Annotated in this window: 17 protein-coding genes; 6 read left to right on the forward strand and 11 right to left on the reverse strand. The window is 73.6% G+C overall.

Going from position 1 to position 15463, the window contains the following annotated elements; genetic code table 11:
* Positions 1–10 precede the first annotated feature (10 nt).
* From OOJ91_RS19375 to OOJ91_RS19390, 4 genes are read right to left on the reverse strand one after another with little or no spacing between them, the layout of a single operon-like run.
* Positions 11–1039: a tetratricopeptide repeat protein gene (locus OOJ91_RS19375; RefSeq protein ID WP_266246824.1), complete on the reverse strand. Its 1029-nt coding sequence runs from the start codon at positions 1037–1039 to the stop codon at positions 11–13.
* A 10-nt stretch (positions 1040–1049) separates the two neighbouring features.
* Positions 1050–1532, reverse strand: a complete 483-nt coding sequence (gene ispF, locus OOJ91_RS19380) for a 2-C-methyl-D-erythritol 2,4-cyclodiphosphate synthase (RefSeq protein WP_266246825.1) — start codon at positions 1530–1532, stop codon at positions 1050–1052.
* Between the two features lie 16 nt (positions 1533–1548).
* The gene (gene ispD, locus OOJ91_RS19385) at positions 1549–2244 is read right to left on the reverse strand and encodes a 2-C-methyl-D-erythritol 4-phosphate cytidylyltransferase (protein ID WP_266246826.1); all 696 of its coding nucleotides are present in this window, start codon (positions 2242–2244) and stop codon (positions 1549–1551) included.
* A 56-nt stretch (positions 2245–2300) separates the two neighbouring features.
* The gene (locus tag OOJ91_RS19390) at positions 2301–2786 is read right to left on the reverse strand and encodes a CarD family transcriptional regulator (protein ID WP_007073334.1); all 486 of its coding nucleotides are present in this window, start codon (positions 2784–2786) and stop codon (positions 2301–2303) included.
* A 327-nt stretch (positions 2787–3113) separates the two neighbouring features.
* On the opposite strand from OOJ91_RS19390, the gene OOJ91_RS19395 reads away from it, so the two are divergent.
* Positions 3114–3803 (forward strand): hypothetical protein, encoded by a 690-nt coding sequence (locus OOJ91_RS19395; RefSeq protein ID WP_266246859.1) that lies wholly within the window; start codon positions 3114–3116, stop codon positions 3801–3803.
* A gap of 13 nt (positions 3804–3816) precedes the next feature.
* Here the strand turns inward: OOJ91_RS19395 and OOJ91_RS19400 are convergent, their stop codons facing one another.
* From OOJ91_RS19400 to OOJ91_RS19415, 4 genes are all read right to left on the reverse strand, one after another.
* A complete protein-coding gene (locus tag OOJ91_RS19400; RefSeq protein ID WP_266246862.1) occupies positions 3817–4434 on the reverse strand; it encodes a hypothetical protein in 618 nt (205 codons plus the stop codon).
* Positions 4435–4466: 32 nt separating this feature from the next.
* The gene (locus tag OOJ91_RS19405) at positions 4467–5525 is read right to left on the reverse strand and encodes a type III polyketide synthase (RefSeq protein ID WP_266246864.1); all 1059 of its coding nucleotides are present in this window, start codon (positions 5523–5525) and stop codon (positions 4467–4469) included.
* Positions 5526–5609: 84 nt separating this feature from the next.
* Positions 5610–6776, reverse strand: coding sequence for an acyl-CoA dehydrogenase family protein (locus OOJ91_RS19410; RefSeq protein WP_266246865.1), 1167 nt, complete (start codon positions 6774–6776; stop codon positions 5610–5612).
* 41 nt (positions 6777–6817) lie between these two features.
* Positions 6818–7591: a class I SAM-dependent methyltransferase gene (locus tag OOJ91_RS19415; RefSeq protein WP_266246868.1), complete on the reverse strand. Its 774-nt coding sequence runs from the start codon at positions 7589–7591 to the stop codon at positions 6818–6820.
* A 46-nt stretch (positions 7592–7637) separates the two neighbouring features.
* Between OOJ91_RS19415 and OOJ91_RS19420 the strand changes: the two genes are divergently transcribed.
* The 4 genes from OOJ91_RS19420 (at position 7638) to disA (ending at position 12243) form a co-directional block, all read left to right on the forward strand.
* Positions 7638–8477, forward strand: a complete 840-nt coding sequence (locus OOJ91_RS19420) for a UbiA family prenyltransferase (RefSeq protein ID WP_439117081.1) — start codon at positions 7638–7640, stop codon at positions 8475–8477.
* A 139-nt stretch (positions 8478–8616) separates the two neighbouring features.
* On the forward strand, positions 8617–9387 hold the full coding sequence (locus OOJ91_RS19425; protein WP_266246871.1) for a hypothetical protein: 771 nt from the start codon (positions 8617–8619) through the stop codon (positions 9385–9387).
* Positions 9388–9472: 85 nt separating this feature from the next.
* A complete protein-coding gene (radA, locus tag OOJ91_RS19430; RefSeq protein ID WP_266246874.1) occupies positions 9473–10930 on the forward strand; it encodes a DNA repair protein RadA in 1458 nt (485 codons plus the stop codon).
* A 131-nt stretch (positions 10931–11061) separates the two neighbouring features.
* Positions 11062–12243, forward strand: a complete 1182-nt coding sequence (gene disA / locus OOJ91_RS19435) for a DNA integrity scanning diadenylate cyclase DisA (protein ID WP_007466050.1) — start codon at positions 11062–11064, stop codon at positions 12241–12243.
* A gap of 6 nt (positions 12244–12249) precedes the next feature.
* Here disA and OOJ91_RS19440 read toward each other — a convergent pair whose 3' ends face one another.
* From OOJ91_RS19440 to OOJ91_RS19450, 3 genes are all read right to left on the reverse strand, one after another.
* Positions 12250–12999 carry a hypothetical protein gene (locus OOJ91_RS19440; protein WP_266246876.1) on the reverse strand — a complete coding sequence of 250 codons (750 nt, stop codon included), beginning with the start codon at positions 12997–12999 and terminating at the stop codon, positions 12250–12252.
* Between the two features lie 118 nt (positions 13000–13117).
* A complete protein-coding gene (locus tag OOJ91_RS19445) occupies positions 13118–13714 on the reverse strand; it encodes a peptide deformylase (protein ID WP_266246878.1) in 597 nt (198 codons plus the stop codon).
* Positions 13711–14223, reverse strand: coding sequence for a glycine cleavage system protein R (locus OOJ91_RS19450; protein ID WP_266246880.1), 513 nt, complete (start codon positions 14221–14223; stop codon positions 13711–13713). Before OOJ91_RS19450 ends, OOJ91_RS19445 begins: the two co-directional genes overlap by 4 nt.
* 96 nt (positions 14224–14319) lie before the next feature.
* Here OOJ91_RS19450 and OOJ91_RS19455 point away from each other — a divergent pair, with 96 nt between their 5' ends.
* Positions 14320–15231 carry an A/G-specific adenine glycosylase gene (locus OOJ91_RS19455; RefSeq protein ID WP_266246882.1) on the forward strand — a complete coding sequence of 304 codons (912 nt, stop codon included), beginning with the start codon at positions 14320–14322 and terminating at the stop codon, positions 15229–15231.
* The last annotated feature ends 232 nt before the right edge of the window (positions 15232–15463 follow it).

A 15463-nucleotide genomic window follows, 5' to 3' on the forward strand; every position in this document is an offset into this window, starting at 1 on the left:
GTTGCCTGGGTTAGCGGAAGGTTGTTCTGGTGAAGATGGCGAACTCGGCTATCGCGGTCGCGACGATCGCCAGCACCAGCGGCCACGGCGAGCCGACCACCGCGTACACGAGCAGCAGCGCCGGCGCGACTGCCACCGCGTAGATCGCCACGGCCATCGTGCGGTCCGAGTGCAGCATGGCGGGCAGGACGGTCCGGGTGAGCCCCGGCAGGCGAGCCGCGAGCTGCCAGACCACCACGGCGCCGGTGAGGGCCGCGAGCACCGCCAGGACACGGGAGAACCCGTCGCTCGTCGAGGCCGCGAACGCCACCACCACCGCGGCGACAAGTGACCAGCCCGCGCCGTAGAGCACCAGGCGATGCAGGCCGTGCGCGAGGGTTCGCGGGGAGTCGATCCGGCTCGGGCCGAGCGTCACCGCCTCCGCCACCTGCTCCAACGCCTCCGACCAGCGGCGCTGCTCCAGGCGCAGGACGCCGACGTCGTGCCCGACGTCGGTGAGGCGCGGATCGAGTCGCAGCGCCTCCCGGTAGGCCCGCTCGGCCAGGTCGAACAGCTCCAGCCGCGCCGCGACCAGGCTGAGCACCAGGTGCGCCTGCGGCTCCTGCGGGGCCAGCTCGACCCCACGCCAGGCCGCGTTCAGCGCCGGCTGCCCGTTGCGCGAGTCGGCCAGGATCGCCGCCGCGCTGCGCTGGGCGTACGCGTCGGTGGGCCCGAGCGCCAGGAGCCGGTCGGCGGTGGTCGCCGCGTCGGCGTAGCGCCCCAGGTCGACAAGTGCCATGGCCCGGACGACGAGCGCCGGCAGGGCCTCCGGCGCGGCGGTCACTGCCGCGTCGGCGGCGGCGAGCGCGTCGACCGGCCGGTCGGCGGCGAGCTGCACCCGGGCCAGCATGGTGAGGGCCTGCGAATCCGCGGGCTTCAGCGCGAGCCCCTCGGTCAGCTCGCCGGCCGCCTCGTCGTGACGGCCAAGCTCGGCGAGGAGCTGGGCGCGTTCGAGGTAGCCGTCGCCGGCGAACCGGTCGGGGGCGGATTCGGTGGACATCGCGGCGAGCCTAGGCGGCCGGCGCGGCGTAGACCAGGGCGACCGCGATGCCCGCCAGACCTTCCTCACGGCCGGTGAAACCGAGCCCGTCGGTGGTCGCGGCGGAGACGGTGACCGGGGCGCCCACGGCGTCGGAGAGCACCTGCTGAGCCTCGGCCCGACGGCGGCCGATCTTGGGACGGTTGCCGACGATCTGCACGGAGACGTTGCCGATCTCCAGGCCGGCTGCCCGCACCCGGCGGGCAGTCTCGGTCAGCAGCGCCACTCCGGACGCCCCATCCCACTCCGGCTGGTCCACCCCGAAGGCGGCGCCGAGATCACCGAGGCCGGCGGCGGAGAGCAGCGCGTTGCAGGCGGCATGGGCGGCGACGTCGGCGTCCGAGTGCCCGGCGAGACCGTCCTGGTCGGGCCAGAGCAGGCCGGCCACCCAGCAGGGCCGGCCCGGCTCGAACGCGTGCACGTCGGTGCCGATGGCCACCCGAGGAACGATCATGAGCAGAGGTTACGCGTCAGCCGTCGGCGGCGAGCAGGTGCTCCGCCAGTGCCAGGTCGAACGGACGGGTGATCTTCAGGGCGTACTCCGAGCCGGGCACACAGCTCACGGCGATGCCCTGCTTCTCGACCAGGCCGGCGTCGTCGGTGAGCGGGTCGCCGGCCGCGGCGTGCGCGGCGGTCAGGACGGACCGGCGGAAGCCCTGCGGAGTCTGCACCGCCCGGAGGGCGGCACGGTCGACGGTGCCGAGCACCACCTCGTCGGCGTCGACCTCCTTGATCGTGTCGACGACCGGCAGGACGGGAATCACCGCGGCCCGGCCGCCCCGGATCGCGGCGGCGACCGACTCGACAAGATCGGGCGGGGTCAACGCGCGGGCGGCGTCGTGCACCAGGATGATCGTCGGGCCGGCCGGCACCGCTGCCAGCGCGGCGGCGACCGAAGCCTGCCGCTCGGCCCCACCGGGCACCACGATCACCGGCGCCACAGGCGCCAGCAGCTCACGGACGCCCGTCACCTCGCCCGCGGGCGCGGCCACGACGATGGTGCGCACCGACGCGGCGGCGGCGAGCCGGCGCACGGCGTGCACCAGCAGCGGCTCGCCCGCGAGCAGGCGCAGCGCCTTGGGTCGGCCGGGACCGAGCCGTACGCCGGCACCCGCCGCAGGCACAAGGACCGCGACGTCACCGCGCGGATTGAGCTGCGCGGTCACGTCGCGGTCCTCGGTGGTTTCTTCGCTACGAAGTGGGTACGACGATGCTGTACGGACTAGGCCTCGGTGAGGACCTTGTCGAGCAGCGTCTCCGCCTCGTCCTTGGTGCTCTTCTCAGCCAGCGCGACCTCGCCGACGAGAATGTCACGGGCCTTGGCCAGCATCCGCTTCTCGCCTGCGGAGAGGCCCCGCTCCCGCTCCCGGCGCCACAGGTCACGCACGACCTCGGCGACCTTCAGCGGGTTGCCGGAGGCCAGCTTTTCCAGGTTGGCCTTGTAACGCCGCGACCAGTTGGTCGGCTCCTCGGTGTGCGGAGCCCGGAGAACGTCGAAGACCTTACCGAGGCCCTCTTCGCCGACCACCTCACGGACGCCCACGATCTCGGCGTTCTCGGCAGGCACCCGGACCGTCAGGTCACCCTGCGCGACCCTCAGGACGAGATATTGCTTGGGCTCGCCCTTGATGACCCGAGTCTCGATTGCCTCGATGAGTGCGGCCCCGTGGTGGGGGTAAACAACGGTCTCGCCGACACTGAAAACCATAGGTTCGAAACCCCTTTCGCTGTGTCTAGGGTAACACGCTCAGGCAACGATGTCTCACCGATGTCCTGACCGTTGGCGCAGCTCAGGGGCCCTGTGAGAGGTCTTTCTTCAGCTTGACAGGCGGTCAAACCGATGGTTCGAACACGCTCCGTAACGCACGGATGACTTCCCGATACGGGTGAACAGAACGTCGAGATCAAGGGCTATGCGCTCCTCCATGGTATCCCGCCCGGCGGAACCGCGCCCAGGTGTAGCGGGAGGTGCCCCCGGTGCGGGACGCTGGAGTCCGAGTCACACGCCGCTCACGAGACGCTACCTGGGGGTCCGATGGGCAAGCCGGACGCAGAGGGCCACGGGCCGCCCGACGGGCTGCCCGACCTGCCACCCGAGTGGGGCCGCGTCGTCGTCCCCGACGACGCCTCGGCCCTGGCCGGCGAGGCCGCGCAGGTGCGCCGCGAGCTGCGCCGGGCGGCCGGCCGCCACACCGGGCACCGCGCCCTCACCCTGCCGCTGCTGGTCCTACTGGTGGCGCTGCTCACCACCCTGGCCGGCCTGCTCGCCGTGACCTGGCCCCGCGCCGGCCGGGGCACCGACCGACCCTCACCGGCACCCGCCACGCCACCCGTGGCGCTCACCGGTCGGGCGCTTCCCGCGCTGGACCTGGTCGACGCCTCCCAGGCGCCGGTGCCGCTGCGCGGCCTGCTGCCCGCCATGATCATCCTGGTGGACGGCTGCCCCTGCCCCGAGCGCGTCGTCGAGGCGGCCGCGGCGGCGCCCCACGGTGTCGCCGTGATCACCGTGGCCGGCGGACGCACTGTCGAGACCCCGCCGGCGGCGAACGGCGTCCGGACACTGGCCGACCCCGCCGGTGGGCTGCGCGCGTTCGTGGGCCAAGCGGCCCGCCCCGGCACACTTACCGCCCTGCTCGTCGACCGCGCCGGCGTGGTGACCCGGGTGCTGCCCGACCTGGGATCGGTCGAGACGTACCGGCAGGACCTCACCGCCCTCGCCGCCTGACCGGCCCTCCCGCTCAGGGAATGGCGACGAGTTGCGCCTCGACGTCGATGGGCTCGTCGCCCACTGCCGACAGGGACACCAGGAACGGCCCTCGGCCGGGCCGCACCTCGGCGGTGGCCACCGCGCCGTCGCAGTCGATGCGCGGCGGACCGGCGATCTCCGCTCCGGTGCCGGTCACGGCCAAGGCGCCGGGGCGGGTGCACCGGTACTGCAGCACGTAGTGGGCGCCGTCGGCGCTCGCCTGCCTGGTCACGCCCTCCCCCGGTGGGAGTTCCCGCTGCTCCCGCCAGATCGTCTCCCGGAACACGGGCAGATCGCCCGGAGCGTCCTCGGAGCCGAGGGTCTTCCCCGTCTGCGGGTCGACCGCCGAGCGGCTCTCGAACTCGACGACCTCGCCGCTCTCGGGATTTATCCGCACCGTCACCCGATCCTCGGGCACCTCCGAGGCCAGGAGTCGCTCCAGGGCGGTGCTGACCGACGGCCCGGCGCTCGGCGTGGCCGTCGACGGTCCCGCCGAACCTGCCGCCGTCTCGGGAGCGGCGGCCCGCCACCACCAACCGCCCACCGCCAGGGCGGCCACGGCCACCCCGGCCAGCACCGCCGACCGCAACCGGTCGTCCCCCGCATCCATGCGGTGAGCCTACCGGTCGGGGCAGAGGACGTTCAGTCCTGTCGATCGAGCAGGGCCGCGTAGAGGGTGAGGCCCGGACCGAACGCCAGCATGACGATCCGTCGGGGCGCCGGCGTCGATCGACTCAACCGGTCCAGGATCAACAGGACTGTGGGCGAGGAGCAGTTGCCGTGCTCGTCGAGCGTCGCCCGGGACGCGGCCAACGCCTCCGGCGGCAGAGCCAACTCCCGTTCGACCACGTTGAGGATGCGCGGCCCACCCGGATGCACCGCCCAGCCGTCCACGTCGGAGCTGACGCCGCCGTGTCGGGCCAACAGGCCGTCCACCAGGGCGCGAACGTGCCGGGAGAGGACCTGCGGCACCTTCGGCGACAACCCCATCCGGAAACCCGCGTCGGTGACGTCCCAGGTCATGTGGTCGGCGGTCGAGGTGTCGGTGACCGACGTGACCTCGCGCAACGCGTACCCCCGGCCACCGGGCACCACCACGGCGGCGACAGCGGCGTCCGAGAAGAGCGCGTGCGACACGATCTGCTGGGTGTCCACCCGGGCGGTGGACGGTTGGATGTGCAGGCTGGTCAGCTCCGCGCAGAGCAGCAGCGCCGGGCGGCCCCGGGCGGTGACGAAGTCACTCGCCGCGCCCAACCCCGGAAGCGCCGCGTAGCAGCCCATGTGGCCCACGAACATCCGCTGGGTGTCCGCCGCCATGCCCAGGTCGCGGGCGAGCAGGATGTCCAGCCCCGGGGTGGCGTACCCGGTGCAGGAGCAGACGATGAACAGGCCCACCTCGCCGGCGTCCAGCCCGGCCGCCGTCAACGCACGCCCCACCGCCTCCTTGCCCAGCGGCAGCGCCTCCACCTGGTAGCGGCGCATCCGGCGCTCGGTCGGCCAGTCCGAGACGTCCTCCAGCAACGGGTTGACCGCGGCCTGACGACGGGTCACCCCCGAGTTGGCGAAGATTCGCTGGGCCAACGACCTGGTGGTGCCGGAGAAGTGCCGGGAGAAGAAGCCCTCCCACAACTCGTCCTGCGAAGCCGACGGCGGCTGCGCCGCCCCGAGCCCCGCGATCACTGGTACGGACACGATCCCCACCTCTCGTCAGACGCTGTCCTCCCCCTGGCCGTCCCACCGGCCACCCGGCCGGCTCCTCCCCCGCACGTGTCCCGCCGCGCGCCCTCACCAACGCGGTGCCGATGCGTCGCGGTCCGGGTCCCCGCCCAGCGCGGCGATGCCCAGCCAGTCGGCGCAGACGTCCGAGGTGGCCGGGTGCAGTGAGCCGCAGCGGGCGTCCCGGTAGAGCCGCTCCAACGGGTGGCCGCGCCGGGTCGCCGACGTCCCCGCCGCCTCCAGCACCGACGCCGCCACCTCGGCGGCCGTGGTGCCGGCCAGCAGCTTCGCCCGCCACACCCAGCGGTTGGTCTCCGCGTCGCCCGGTGCGTCGTCCACCCGACGGGCCGCCTCGGCCACCACCAGGTGTGCCGCCGCCGTCGCCGCGTCCGCCCTGCCCAGCCGGGCCCGCACCGCCGGCAGGCCGGCGAGGTTGCGGGCGTTGAGATGCTCGGCCGCCGCGTCGATCGCCGCCCGGGCCACCCCCACGTAGACGGCCGCGTAACTCGCCACCAACCAGTGCGGCATCAGTTGGGCGACCACGAGCGCCAGCCCCTCCACGCCGCCGAGCAGCCGGTCGGCCGGCACTGTGACGTCCAGGTGCAGGTCGTGCGACGAGGTCGCGCGCATCCCGAGGGCGTCCCAGGTCGGCTCGACTGTCAGACCGTCACCGGCCGGCACCAGGAACTGCGACACCACCGACTGGTCGGTGGAGCTGCGCGCGGCCACCAGGTAACCGTCGGCGAGCCCCGCCCCGGAGCAGAAGGTCTTGCTGCCCTTGAGGTGCCACCCACCGTCGGTCGGCTCGTAGACGGTGCTCAACTGGGACAGTCGGGCACCGGCGCCGCGCTCACTCATCGCGACGGCGTACCAGGAGCCCTCAGCCGCGGCGGTGAGGAGCCGGTCCCGGGCGGCCAGCGCCTCGTCCGGCACACCCAGGGCCTCGGCCAACTCCTCGGTGACCGCGCCCAGCGCGCCGGTCACCGAGGCGTGCATGTTGAACACCAGCGCGGTCGCGCCGTTGCCCCGGGCAAGTTCGGTGGCCACTGCGGCGTACTCGGCGAAGCTGGCGCCCAGGCCACCCAGCGCGCGGGGCACCAGCAGCCCGAACAGGCCGGCCTCCCGCAGGTCACGGAAGTCGTCGACCGGAAAGGAGCCGTTCCGATCGTGCTCCGCCGCCCGCGCGGCGAACCGCGGCGCCAACCGGCGGGCGGCCTCAAGCGCGTGCACAGTCATATCGCTTCCTCCTCGGCGTCCCATACCCCGCCACGAGCCGTCTATCCTCTGCGGACCCCCCGGCCCTGGTACAGCACGGCTGTGGAACGGGTCGGCACGATGCGCGGGGCACGGCCCGTCGGCGTCGCGTCCGGCGTGGGAGCCGCGCGCGCCCGCCGTACCAACCAGGCGACCAGGCCGCCGACCTGCGGCCGGATGCCACGCAGGCGCAGCTCGACACCGTGCCGGGCACACTCGGTCACGAGGGCGCGAGCGTCCACGAACAACCGTGGATCGTGGATGCCGCGCGGCACCGTCGGCAGCCGCTCGGCGATCCGTACCGCGACCAGCCTCGCCAGCGCCGTGTCGTTAAGGGTGTCCAGCACCAGCAGGCCGCCCGGGCGCAGCAGCCGGCACGCCTCGGCCACCGCGCGCGGCCAGTCCGGCACATGCTCCAGCAGCTCACCGGCGGAGACCACGTCGGCGCACCCGTCGGGCAGCGGCACCGCTGTGACATCACCCTGGACCACGCGCACCCCGTGCCCGGCGGCCTGGACCAGCGCCGAGCGGGTCAGGTCGACACCGACGTGCCGGTAACCCTTACCGGCGAGGTGCGGCGCCAGCAGCCCGGCGCCGCAGCCCAGATCGACCAGGACCGCGTCCGGGCGGGTAGCCGGCGGCACGAGCGCCGCGCGGGCCGCGGCGAGCCAGTGCAGCATCGCGAACGCGCCATCGGGCCGCCACCACTCGCCGGCCAGGTCGTCGTACTGGCGCGGATCGTTGCGCGGCAGCACCCGGGGACCGGTGGACGCCGCGGCCGCAGCCACGTCTCGCATGGCACCGAGCGTGGCACGACTGCTCGGTAACGACCAGACTTCCCTTATGTCGTCGAGGGTGTTAGGGCTGGTCAGAGCGAGCCATCCGGAACCGGCCGTCGCAGTGACCACGGTGTCCGGTCTGCTGGCCTGGGGAGTGGGGCACCGGCCGTCGGGAATCGTCTCGGTGGTGCTCGCCGTACTCGCCAGCCAGCTCGCCGTCGGTTGGACCAACGACGCGTTGGACGCCGAGCGGGACGCCACTGTGGGGCGTACCGACAAACCGGTCGCCGCCGGCGCGGTGGGCCGGCGCGTCACGGCCTGGGCCGCGGCGGTGGCCGCGCTGGCCTGCCCGCTGCTGGCGCTGACCACGAACCCCACGGCGGCGCTCTGGCTCACGGTCGCCCTGGTCTCCGCGCTGCTCTACGACTGGCCGCTCAAGGCCACCGTCCTGTCGGTGCTGCCGTACGCCGTCTCCTTCGGCGCGCTGCCCGGCTTCGTGGTGCTGGCGCTGCCCGGCGAACCGACCCCGCCGGCCTGGCTGCTGACGGCGGCGGCCTGCCTGGGGGCCGGCGCGCACTTCGCCAACGTGCTGCCCGACCTGGCCGACGACGCCCGGACGGGGGTACGCGGCCTGCCGCACCGCCTCGGCGCGGCGGGCAGCCGGGCGGCCGCGGCGGGGCTGCTCCTCGCCGCGACCGCCGTCCTGGTCCTGGGGCCGCCCGGGCCACCGTCGGCCCTCGGGCTGGCGGCGGTCGGCACGGCCGCCGTCGTGCCGCCACTGAGCTGGTACGCCGGGCGCTCGGCGGCCCGGGCGGGCCGGCGGCCGGTGTCCGCCTTCCGGGCGGTCATGCTGGTGGCCCTGATCGACGTCGTTCTGCTGGTCGCGAGCGGTCGGGTGGTGTGAGGGGCACCCGGAGAGGTGGCATTGCCGGGTCCCCGTGCGGGCCTCGATCAGCTCCAACTACCCTGGAGCGCGGTCTGCGCGGGTATGGCCACCGTGCCCGGCGTGCGGCCGGGTGGGGATCGTAACGAGGAGGACCGACGTGACGCGCTCGATCAGGGGATCCCGGCGGGCGGCCCTGCTGCTGTCCGGGATGGCGGCTGCTACCAGCCTGCTCGCGTCCGGATGCGGCGCCGGCCAGATCGCCGAGACGGCTTTGAAGGAGCCGTCGGTCCAGGGCGTCAACCTCACGACCCCCAACGGCGCGTACTCGGTGCGTGGCCTGCTGGTCACCTACCCAGGCACCGAGGGCTACCGGGCCGGCCAGGACGCACCGCTCAACGCGGTGATCTACAACGACTCGAAGAGCACCGTGACGGTCACCGTCACCACCCAGGGCGCCCGCGAGGTGTTGATCTCGGACGGCTCGGCGAGCCCGACGCCGTCCGCCTCGGAGTCGGCCTCTCCGACCGGCTCGGCCACCCCGTCGGCCCCCGAGTCCCGCTCGGCCAGCCCGTCGGCGACCCCGTCCGAGACCGGTTCGTCCTCGGCGACCCCGTCCGCTCCGGAGTCGGCGCGGGCGTCGGGTTCGGCCAGCCCCGCCGCGCCGGGCGAGCCCGCCCGGATCGAGCTGGCCCCGCTGAGCTACCTCCAGCTCAACTCGGAGGCCACCACCCAGCTGCGGCTCGTCGGCCTGACCGAGGCGCTGCGCTCCGGCCAGAACGTCGTCGTGACCTTCGACTTCGGCAACGGCAACACGGTCACCGGCCAGGCGCCGATCGCGGTGCCGCTCACCCCGGCGGCGCCCGTCTCGCCGATCATCGAGCGTGAGGGCGGCCACGAGGGCGACGAGGGCGGCACCACCCACGACTGACCGACCCCCGACATCGACGAACACCCCGGCGTGGGAACCACCACGCCGGGGTGTTTTCGTCGCACGAGAGGGCTAGCGTCCTGGTGTGACCACCTCCCGATCGACCTCTCCGCGTGCCGGCACGGCCGGTGCCGCCCGTGGCCGGTCCGCCACCCGCGAGCCGCGTCCGGCGTACGAGTGCGACGCCTGCGGGCACCAGCCGCCCAAGTGGGTGGGCCGCTGCCCGGAGTGCGGCGAGTGGGGCGCCGTGGTCGAGAGCACTGTCACCGGCCCCACGGTGGCCGGTCGAGTGGTCAGCTCCCGACTGCCGTCCGAGCCGGCCCGGCCTATCGCCACCATCAGCGCCGCCCCGGCCCGCGCCGTGCCCACCGGTGTGAGTGAGCTCGACCGGGTGCTCGGCGGTGGGCTGGTGCCCGGGGCCGTGGTGCTGCTCGCCGGCGAGCCCGGCGTGGGCAAGTCGACACTCCTGCTCGACGTGGCCCAGCAGTGGGCGGTGGGCGCCGGCAGCCCCTCCCTGGTGGTCAGCGGAGAAGAGTCGGTAAGCCAGGTCCGGCTGCGTGCCGAGCGGATGGGCACCCTGCACGACAAGCTCTACCTGGCGGCCGAGAGTGACCTGGCCTCGGTGCTCGGGCACCTCGACGCGGTCAAGCCCGGCCTGCTGGTGCTCGACTCGGTGCAGACCATCTCCACCACCGGCACCGAGGGCGTCCCCGGTGGCGTGACGCAGGTGCGCGCGGTCACCGCCGCGCTTGTCTCGGTGGCAAAGGAGCGGGGCATCGCCACCGTGCTAGTCGGCCACGTCACCAAGGACGGCCAGGTGGCCGGGCCCCGGGTGCTGGAGCACCTGGTCGACGTGGTGCTGCACTTCGAGGGCGACAAGCACTCCTCGCTGCGGCTGGTGCGCGGCGTCAAGAACCGGTTCGGCGCGGCCGACGAGGTCGGCTGCTTCGAGATGCACGAGGGTGGCATCAGCAGCCTGGCCGATCCGTCCGGGCTGTTCCTCACCCGCTACTCGGAACCCGTGCCCGGCACCTGCGTGACAGTTGCCATGGAGGGGCGGCGGGCCCTCGTCACCGAGGTGCAGGCCCTGATCGGCGCTACCGTGGCCGGCTCACCCCGTCGTACGGTCTCCGGCCTGGACTCCGCCCGCCTGGCGATGGTGCTCGCGGTCCTGCAACGGCGTACCGAGCGGTTGACCCTGCACGACCGCGAGGTCTTCGCCGCCACGGTGGGCGGGATCCGGGTGGTGGAGCCGGCGGCCGACCTGGCAGTCGCGCTGGCGGTCGCCTCCGGCGGGCTCAATCTGGCGATCGCGCCGCACCTCGTGGCCATCGGCGAGGTGGGGCTGACCGGCGAGGTGCGCCGGATCGGGGCGGTGCCGCGCCGGCTGGCCGAGGCGGCCCGCCTGGGGTTCAAGGTGGCGCTGGTCCCACCGGGCTGCGGTCCGGCAAGCACGGGCGCCGGGCCCGACGGGATGCGGGTGACCGAGGTCACTGACGTCCGCTCGGCGCTGCACCATGCGGCCCGCGCGTCCGCCGAGTGACCCAGCGTGTCGACGCGAACGGCGATACCGGACAGCATCGGCGCAAGTGGAAACGGTTCGAAGGGCGGCATCGTGACACATCACAGTAACCACGACAGCACCCACCGCACGGCAGTCCGTAGACTGTGCCCGTGCCGATCGACCGCGATACCACCAAGCCTGCCGGCGCGCCGCCCCAGGCCCGCACCGGCGCCGTGGGCTCGCCAGCCCGCCCGATCAGCGTGAGCGTGACCGCCGCTGCCGGGAGCGCCGGCGATCCGCTGCGGGCGAACCTCGCCCTGATGGCACCCGGCACCGCGCTGCGGGACGGGTTGGAGCGCATCCTGCGGGGGCGCACCGGCGCGCTCATCGTGCTCGGCTACGACAAGGTCGTCGAGGGTCTCTGCACCGGCGGCTTCCCGCTGGACGTCGAGTTCTCCGCGACCCGGGTCCGGGAGCTGTGCAAGATGGACGGCGCCGTGGTGCTCTCCAGCGACGGCACCCGCATCGTGCGGGCGGCCGTGCACCTGATGCCCGACCCGTCCATCCCGACGGAGGAGTCGGGCACCCGGCACCGCACCGCCGAGCGGGTCGCCCGGCAGACCGGCTACCCGGTGATCTCGGTAAGCCAGTCGATGCGGATCATCAGCCTCTACGTCAACGGTCAGCGACACGTCCTCGACGACTCGGCGGCGATCCTCTCCCGGGCCAACCAGGCGCTGGCGACCCTCGAGCGTTACAAGCTCCGGCTGGACGAGGTCTCCGGCACGCTCTCCGCGCTCGAGATCGAGGACCTGGTCACCGTACGGGACGCGGTGGCCGTGGTGCAGCGACTGGAGATGGTTCGCCGGATCGCCGACGAGATCGCCGGTTACGTCGTCGAGCTGGGCACCGACGGTCGACTGCTCGCCCTTCAGCTCGACGAGCTGATGGCCGGCGTCGACGCCGACCGCACGCTTGTCATCCGGGACTACCTCCCGGTCGGCCGCAAGTCCCGCACGCTGGACGAGGCGCTTGTCGAGCTGGACCTGCTCGGCGCCACCGAGCTGATCGATTTGGTGTCGGTCGCCAAGGCCATCGGCTACCCGGCCGCATCGGACGCGCTGGACGCCGCCGTCAGCCCGCGGGGCTTCCGGCTGCTGGCCAAGGTGCCGCGCCTGCCGGTGGCCGTGGTCGACCGCCTGGTGCTGCACTTCGGCAGCCTCCAGCGGCTGCTGGGCGCGACGGTGGAGGACCTGCAGGCCGTCGAGGGCGTGGGCGACGCCCGCGCCCGGGGCGTCCGGGAGGGCCTGTCCCGGCTCGCCGAGGCATCCATCCTGGAGCGGTACGTCTGATCCGGCTCAGCCGGTGATGGTGATCTTCACGGGTGCGCTGTACTTGGTGCCGACTCGCGCGAACACCTGGTACGTCCCGGCCTGCGGGAACGGGCCGGCGGCCAGCCCGGCGCCGTCGCAGCGGGTGGTGTCCCGCCCGTTCCAGCCCACCTGGTAGGAGCGCTCGAACCCGGGCGTGAAGGACTGCACGTCCGAGCCCTGGACCTTGCCGCACGTGTCCGAGGACCACACCTTGTCGGCACCGGCCTTGATGAAGATCTCCTGGAGGTCGGCGCCGACGTTACGGCTGCACGTCCGCTCCGAGGTGTTCTTGATCTTCAGTTGCAGGTCGACCACCGCTCCGCGCTGCACCGAGGTGGGTCGCGCCACAGAGGTCACGCTGATCTCCGCGTCGGTGCAGGTGCCGTCGTCGACGGACCCGGCGGCCGAACCCGGCGGCGGGTCGTTGCTTGTGGTCTCGGGGCTCGGATCGGTGGCATTCGGATCGGCCGACCGGTCCGGGGTATTCGGATCCGCGGACCCGGACGCCGACGGGGCCCCCGTCTGCGGGCTCAACAACGGACCACCCGGGCCGGGACTCGCCGTGGACGTCGGAGTCGCCGTCGGGCTCGCCCCCGCATTCGGTCGGCCACCGGAGCGGCTCGAGCCGGTGCACGAGTAGAGCAGGACAATCAGGAAGAGAAGCCCCGCTCCGAGTACGACGGCGCGACGCCGCCAGTACACGGCGGGTGGCAGGGGGCCGACCGTCAGACGCATGATGCCCCCCACCGTAGCCGCGCGGCGCCCACCAGCCCGTCACGACGCGCCGGTGCGCCACCGGGGCAGCGCGACGAACCTCCACTGAGGACGGACGTGGCGACCTTCGAGTGCCCGCTCAGAGGTAGACCTTGCGCTGGTAGACGGCGTGCGCGCCGGCCACCCGATCCAGGAAGAGCAGCCCCGCGCAGTGGTCGATCTCGTGCTGCAACGCCCGCGCCTCGAAGCCGTCAGTCACCAACCGGACCGCCGCGCCGGTGCCCGGCAGCTCACCCTCCACCACCAGCCGACTGGCCCGCTTCACGTCCCCGGTCAGGTCCGGAACCGACATGCACCCCTCCCGCCCCGGCTTCCAGCGGGTCGCCTCCACCACGCGGGCGTTGCAGAGCACGAAGGTGCCGTGCACGGTGACCGCCTTCGGATGCCCTGTCACGTCGACTGCGAAGACCTGGGCAGCCACACCTACCTGCGGCGCCGCCAGACCCACGCAGCCAGGCGAGACCCGCATCGTGGCGACCAGATCGGCGGCCAGCCGGACCGTCTCCTCGGCCGTCGGATCGACCTCGTCCCCGGCCCGGCTCAACACCTGATGCGGGGCCGAGACGACGGCCCGCACCTCGCCGGCCACTGCCAGCGACTCAGGCGTCCAGTCGCCCAGACCGGCGTACGCCTCGACGTCCCGGCCGCCGTCCGGCCCGCTCTGCCCGTCGCTCACAGCAGATCCGGGTCTGCCGGCCGGAGGGTGACCTCGACCCCCAACTCGGCGGCCGTCCGATGCAGCCGGCCGGTCACCGTCTCGGCGACCCCCGCCGGCAACTCGACCTCGGCCAACACCACGTAGAGCGAACCCGCCAACCGGGTGCTCAGGTCGGTCACGTTTCCGCCGGCGTCCACAAGCACCCGGGTCATCGCCGCGACGATGCCCATCCGGTCCGACCCGTGCACCGCCAGCACGTACGGCTCGCCGGCCGGGGCCACCTCGCCGTCGGGCGTGACCGCGCGTACGGTCGCCAACAGCTGTCCCTCGGCGGCCAGCGGCACAAGCGCCGTCTCCACCTCCGCGGCGTCCGGCCCGGTGCAGATGAGGGTCATCGCGAAATGCCCCCGCAGCCGGGTCATGGTGCTGTCGGTGAGGTTCGCGCCCAGTCGGGCCAGCACCTCGGCGACGTCGGCCACGATGCCCGGCCGGTCCCGGCCGATGACGGTGATCGCGAGCTCGTTCATCCGCGCATTCTGCCCGATCCGCCCATCGCCACCGCGACACCCCGCCCGGGCCGCCCATCCAGCGGGACCGGACCGCGTGACATCATCGACGACGCCATGACTCAACCCGATTTCGCCACAGTGGTCAGCCGGTGGTTCCAGCAGCACGCACGTGACCTGCCGTGGCGGGAACCCGGCGTCAGCCCGTGGGCCATCCTGGTCAGCGAGGTCATGCTCCAGCAGACCCCTGTCGTCCGTGTGGTGCCCGCCTGGCATGCCTGGCTGGCCCGCTGGCCCGACCCGGCCGCGCTGGCGGCCGACACCCCGGCCGAGGCGATCCGGATGTGGGGGCGCCTCGGCTATCCCCGCCGGGCGGTCCGACTGCGCGAGTGCGCGGTCGCGATCGTGGACCGGCACGGCGGCCAGGTGCCGGACCGGCTGGAGCAGTTGCTGGCACTGCCCGGCGTGGGCACCTACACGGCGCGTGCCGTGGCCGCGTTCGCGTACGGGCAGCGGCACCCGGTGGTCGACACGAACGTACGGCGGGTAATCTGCCGAGCCGTGGCGGGTGAACCGGACGCCGGACCTGTCACCCGACCCGCCGACCTGGTCGCCACCGAGGAGCTGTTGCCGGCCGAGCCCGCCGCCGCCGCACTTGCCAGCGCCGCGTTCATGGAACTGGGCGCGGTGCTCTGCACGGCCCGCTCACCACGCTGCACGGCCTGCCCGGTCGAGTCGGTCTGCGCGTGGCGAGCCTCCGGCCAGGAGGCACCGACAGGCCCGAGCCGCCGGCCCCAGCGGTACGCGGGCACCGACCGGCAGGTACGCGGACTGCTGCTCGGCGTGCTCCGGGAGACCACCGGGCCGGTCCCGCAGCAGCGCCTCGACCAGGTCTGGACCGATGACGTGCAGCGCGCCCGGGCGTTGGCCGGCCTGGTGCAGGACGGGCTGGTGGAACCGGCCGGAGCCGACAGCTTCCGCCTCATCGGCGACGGCCCATCCCACCCGACAGCCGACCTGACCACCTGACCCACCGCACCCCGCCCTGCCCTGCCCTGCCCTGCCCCGCCCTGCCCCGCCCCGCCCTGTCCTGCCCCGCCCGCCGCGCGGGCAGCGCCCTGCCGCGCCTCGCCGCAAGATCGTGCTCGGCCCACCACATCAGGGAATGTGCTGCCTCCGGACGCCGTGGGGCAGCACCTTCCCTGATGTTGCGCAGATCTTGCGTGGGCGCGGCGGGCGCGAACAGGCACGGCGGATGTAT

This window comes from Micromonospora lupini (assembly GCF_026342015.1).
GTDB classification, from domain to species: domain Bacteria; phylum Actinomycetota; class Actinomycetes; order Mycobacteriales; family Micromonosporaceae; genus Micromonospora; species Micromonospora lupini_B.

Coding starts and splice junctions, on each gene's coding strand:
- OOJ91_RS19455 (WP_266246882.1), top strand. CDS start 14,320: ATGACTCAACCCGATTTCGCCACAGTGGTCAGCCGGTGGTTCCAGCAG.
- OOJ91_RS19395 (WP_266246859.1), top strand. CDS start 3,114: ATGGGCAAGCCGGACGCAGAGGGCCACGGGCCGCCCGACGGGCTGCCC.
- OOJ91_RS19440 (WP_266246876.1), bottom strand. CDS start 12,999: ATGCGTCTGACGGTCGGCCCCCTGCCACCCGCCGTGTACTGGCGGCGT.
- OOJ91_RS19410 (WP_266246865.1), bottom strand. CDS start 6,776: ATGACTGTGCACGCGCTTGAGGCCGCCCGCCGGTTGGCGCCGCGGTTC.
- OOJ91_RS19415 (WP_266246868.1), bottom strand. CDS start 7,591: ATGCGAGACGTGGCTGCGGCCGCGGCGTCCACCGGTCCCCGGGTGCTG.
- OOJ91_RS19420 (WP_439117081.1), top strand. CDS start 7,638: ATGTCGTCGAGGGTGTTAGGGCTGGTCAGAGCGAGCCATCCGGAACCG.
- OOJ91_RS19400 (WP_266246862.1), bottom strand. CDS start 4,434: ATGGATGCGGGGGACGACCGGTTGCGGTCGGCGGTGCTGGCCGGGGTG.
- OOJ91_RS19390 (WP_007073334.1), bottom strand. CDS start 2,786: ATGGTTTTCAGTGTCGGCGAGACCGTTGTTTACCCCCACCACGGGGCC.
- OOJ91_RS19450 (WP_266246880.1), bottom strand. CDS start 14,223: ATGAACGAGCTCGCGATCACCGTCATCGGCCGGGACCGGCCGGGCATC.
- ispF (WP_266246825.1), bottom strand. CDS start 1,532: ATGATCGTTCCTCGGGTGGCCATCGGCACCGACGTGCACGCGTTCGAG.
- OOJ91_RS19375 (WP_266246824.1), bottom strand. CDS start 1,039: ATGTCCACCGAATCCGCCCCCGACCGGTTCGCCGGCGACGGCTACCTC.